The sequence below is a fragment of the Desulfovirgula thermocuniculi DSM 16036 genome, assembly GCF_000429345.1.
Taxonomy (GTDB): Bacteria; Bacillota; Desulfotomaculia; order Desulfotomaculales; family Desulfovirgulaceae; genus Desulfovirgula; species Desulfovirgula thermocuniculi.
This window is the reverse complement of the sequence record NZ_AUBR01000104.1, coordinates 1-4,030: the sequence shown is the minus strand read 5'-3', so window position 1 is coordinate 4,030 and position 4,030 is coordinate 1. Positions and strand designations below refer to the sequence as shown.

5 protein-coding genes and 1 pseudogene are annotated in these 4,030 nt (G+C 65.8%); all 6 read left to right on the top strand.

Annotated features, from left to right (window positions below):
- Window positions 1–254 (top strand): DIP1984 family protein (locus G454_RS21915; protein ID WP_027719202.1); only part of this gene is annotated, 254 nt, incomplete at its 5' end.
- A gap of 317 nt (window positions 255–571) precedes the next feature.
- A complete protein-coding gene (locus tag G454_RS0114830) occupies window positions 572–856 on the top strand; it encodes an HU family DNA-binding protein (RefSeq protein ID WP_027719201.1) in 285 nt (94 codons plus the stop codon).
- 271 nt (window positions 857–1,127) lie between these two features.
- Window positions 1,128–1,751, top strand: coding sequence for a hypothetical protein (locus G454_RS0114820; RefSeq protein WP_156896843.1), 624 nt, complete (start codon window positions 1,128–1,130; stop codon window positions 1,749–1,751).
- A complete protein-coding gene (locus G454_RS22195) occupies window positions 1,748–3,430 on the top strand; it encodes a DNA-methyltransferase (RefSeq protein ID WP_051276542.1) in 1,683 nt (560 codons plus the stop codon). The genes G454_RS0114820 and G454_RS22195 overlap by 4 nt, the downstream gene beginning before the upstream one ends.
- 29 nt (window positions 3,431–3,459) lie before the next feature.
- Entirely contained in the window at window positions 3,460–3,705 is a 246-nt protein-coding gene (locus G454_RS0114810) for a hypothetical protein (RefSeq protein WP_027719199.1), read from the top strand.
- An 85-nt stretch (window positions 3,706–3,790) separates the two neighbouring features.
- Window positions 3,791–4,030: pseudogene (locus tag G454_RS19605) on the top strand (hypothetical protein); the annotation flags it as partial.

Here is a 4,030-nt window from a genome sequence, read left to right as displayed (position 1 = left end):
CCGACGGCCGCACGCTGATGGAGGCCATAGCGCGCCGTGACATGCTCAAGCTGAAGCACGAGGTGGCGAAGGAGCTGGCCGACGCCGCCGTGGGAGCACGGGACTTCCGGGTGACCCGCTCGGAAATCAAGTTCGTGCCTACCGTGGACGTGGCCTACTGGCGCAGGAAGGCCGACGAGTACGCGAAGGCCTACCGGGAACTGGACGCCGCCATCCAGGCGGCCAACTGGAGCACCGACCTCCTGGAGGAATAGGGAAATAAGGCGTAGCCGGGAACCGGTGCTGGGGGCGTCCCCCGGGGTCAGGGGGTAATCTGGCCCGCGTCTGTGGGGTCCGTTTGAAACGGGCTTCTTGCAGGTCGGGTGAAGGGGTATCGGGCACTGAGTACATGCGTACCGGGTACCGGGCATTGCGTACTACCGGGCGCTGGCGCCTGTTTTCGGCGAGGGTGGGAAAGCGGGATTTGATTTCAAAAAGCACCTGACGGCGACCGCGCGGAGCGGATTCTCCGGCTTGCAGGGGAGGATCTGTGCCGCGCGGTTTTCCTTTTCCGGAAGGGAGGTGGTCTCGCTTGACCAAAGCCGAGCTCGTGGCCGCCGTGGCAGAGAAGGCCGGGCTGAAGAAGGCCCAGGCCGAGCGGGCGGTAACTGCCGTGCTTGACGCCGTCCGGGAGGCCGTGGCGCGGGGCGAAGAGGTCCGCGTGCCCGGCTTCGGCACCTTCGCAGTGCGGGAGCGGTCCGCCCGCAAGGGCAGAAACCCGCAGACGGGCGAGGAGATCGTCATCCCCGGCGGCAGGGTCGTGGCGTTCCGCGCGGGCAAGCAGCTCAAGGCGGCCGCCGCGGCGGCGAACGGCTAGGGTGAACCGTCGGGTTGGAGGGGGACCGGGGCCGGGCATTTCGGCTCCGGCCTCCTACTGTTTTTTGGGAACGTTGCTTTCATGCCGCCGCTCCTGGCATGGCACCTGGCCAACGCGGTCCTGCGGGTGGAGGGGCTGACCGCGGCGGAGCCCCCGGGTGTGCTGGAGTTCTACGCCCTGCGGCCCCCTAGGTGACCTATGGTGGGATTGAAAGGGACGGGAGGGAACATAAGGAAACGCCTTTTTTGGTTGGGGTGAGGAGGTTCCTATGGTGGGATTGAGCGGATCTCGGGAGCTTTTGGGAAAGGAGCAGAGAATAGTGGCGGTACCCATTTCTGAACTGTCCGGCCTCGCGAACCGGGAACTGGACACGCTGGTGGTGGAGAGGGTGCTGGGCCTAGAGGTGGTCGCGCGGGACTGGCCGTGCGGGCCGGAACCGGAGTGCGGGTTGTGGAGGGCTTCGCCGGAACGGGAACCCGTTGCCCCGTGGTACCACACGCCGTCGCCTGTAATTCGCCTACCGGACGACAGGTGGGTTGACGAGAGTGAAGACCCACTCTTCCGGGGCGTGATGGCCAACTACGCGGAAGAGCTGGACGCCTGGATCGTCCCGGTGCCCTTTTACTCCGTCGATCCCGGCCTGGCGGCGGCCCTGGTGGAGTACCTGCGGGCGGCGGGGTACGAAATCCGCATCGAAGCCCGCGGTGGGGGCAGCGGTCCGGCCTACAGTGTGACCGTGCGCGGTCCTGCCGGGGGACGGGAGGTCCGCGCGGCGGCTAACACCTTCGCGCGCGCCGTATGCGAGGCGGCGGTGCTGGCGGTACCCGGAAGCGGGGTAGCCAAACACTTCCAAACTTCGCCGGCGCCTGCGGACCGGGAAAGCGGCGGGAGATGAGGATTTTGGGCACCCACCGCTTCATCGTCGGCCACGTCCTGGATGCGCTGAAAACCCTGCCGGATGAGAGCGTACACTGCGTTGTGACCTCTCCCCCATACTACGGCTTACGCGACTACGGGCTCCCCCCGGTGGCCTGGCCGGAAGTGGAGTACTCCCCGGTGCCCGGGCTACCGTCGGTCAGGGTTCCGGCCTGGGAGGGCCAGCTCGGCCTGGAACCGACGCCGGAGATGTACGTCGGTCATTTGGTGCTGGTGTTCAGGGAAGTGCGACGGGTGTTGCGGCGGGACGGTACACTATGGCTGAACTTGGGGGACAGTTACGCCGGGAGTTGGGGCAACTACGGCGCGCGGGAAGGAAAGCAACGCGAGCGGATTGCCGAGCGGTGGCACCGCCCGGCTTACGAGGATCCGCGGCACGGGTGGGACGGCTTGCCGCCCACGGCGAAACCGACTGGCGGCCTAAAGGAGAAGGACCTGATCGGGATACCCTGGCGCGTCGCTTTCGCGCTTCAGGCGGACGGGTGGTTTCTCCGGTCGGATGTGATATGGGAGAAGCCAAATTGCCTGCCGGAGAGCGTGAAGGACCGGCCCACGCAGTCGCACGAGTACGTTTTCCTGATGGCCAAATCTCCGCGGTACTTCTATGACGCCGAGGCCGTGAAGGAGCCTGCGAGTCCCCATTTCCGAAAAGGGGGCAAAGCGCCTTACTTGGCAGGGGGAAGCGCTACTCACGGGCTGGGAAGCCGAAGCCTGCACCAGCCTGCCGGGGAGATGGGCCGCAACCGCCGCTCCGTCTGGGAGATCTGTACCGAACCGTTCCCGGGGGCGCACTTCGCGGTCTTCCCCCGTGCCCTAGCCGAACTGTGCATCAGGGCGGGCACGAGCGAGAGGGGCTGTTGCCCGGAGTGCGGCGCGCCGTGGGAGAAGGTAGTTAGAAGGCAAAGAACACTAAACGGGGAGGAAGCGGTCTCCGGCGGTTGGCCCTCCAGCGGGGAGCAGCGTCTCGGCCCGCAGGGCGTAGGCCATTGGCGCTTCTCCACCAAGGCGGAGACGCTGGGATGGCGGCCCACCTGCACCTGTGGTGCCCCGCCTGGCGTGGGACCGGAAGACCTGGAAACTATCTTCTCCCCGGTGGGGAGGGGCAACGGGGAAGATCCCACCCTTTTTATCGGGAGGGCGGGCTTCAACCGCCCGCGCAAACCCCAGGAGGGCGTCAGGCCGGTGACCCGTTACGAACAGCGGAAGTACGCGGAACAACTGCGAAACTCCCCTTACCGACACTTGATGGAAGCCGAGGCGGGGGGCGCGTTCGAGCACTACATACGCACTGACTGGAACGGGGCACGTCCCATCCCGTCCGACCTGCTGGAGAGATGGATAGAGCGCGGGTGGCTGGAGCGTGTGGAACTGCCGCGGTGGGATCCCCCCGACCCCGTCCCCTGCGTCGTACTTGACCCCTTCGGCGGGGCGGGCACTGTCACGTTGGCGGCTATGAGTTTGGGGCGCGATAGCGTGTACATCGACCTGAAGCGCGAGTACGCCGAACTGGCCCTTGAGCGGTGCGGGTTCAAGGGTAGTGGCAAGCTCTTCGACGACCACGAATGGTCGCTGGAGGAGATGCCTTCCAGCGGGAGTCCCCGGTTTTCCTCCCCGGAGGGAGCGACAGCAACGCTATAGCGTACCCGGAGTTTGGGAGGGATGATAAAGTGTCCAATACTTACACGGATGTCGCGGCCGTGCCGGGGTGTGCGGGCGACCCCCTCCCCGCCGCCCGCGCCGGACTGCGCGCGGCGGTGCGGGAGATCCTGGCGGTTGCACGGGAGGCGGAGCGGGAACTAGCCGCGCCCGAGTTCGCCTACGGCGAGGCCGCCCGCCTGGTGGCCCGGCTGGAGCAGGCTGTGTGCCGGGTGCGCCTGGCAGCGAATTCGCTGTACTACGTCGAAAAGCGGTGAAGGGTATTGTGTTACCTTGATGGTCAAAGTTAGTCAAAATTAAACCATGCTGTAGAAACCGGACCGGAAGAAGAGGAGAGTATCGATGAACTGGTGCGAGTTCAAGGCACGCCTGCTGGAGGATCCGGAGTTTACAGAAGAGTACTACGCCTTGGAGCAGGAGTATCGATTGCTCGAAACGGAAGCGCAGCGCTACATGAGGAAAGCTGAGTCCGAAGCTGGCGGACTGCTTTTCAACGGGGAGGAGGCGCTGGCGGAGATGGCGGCGGATGAGAGGCACTATGGTTACTACGGCGAGGACGCCCCCGGCTTCCCGGCGTGGTTG

Bases quoted from the DNA above. Each gene is read 5' to 3' on its own strand.
- G454_RS22195 (WP_051276542.1), top strand. From the start codon at position 1,748: ATGAGGATTTTGGGCACCCACCGCTTCATCGTCGGCCACGTCCTGGAT.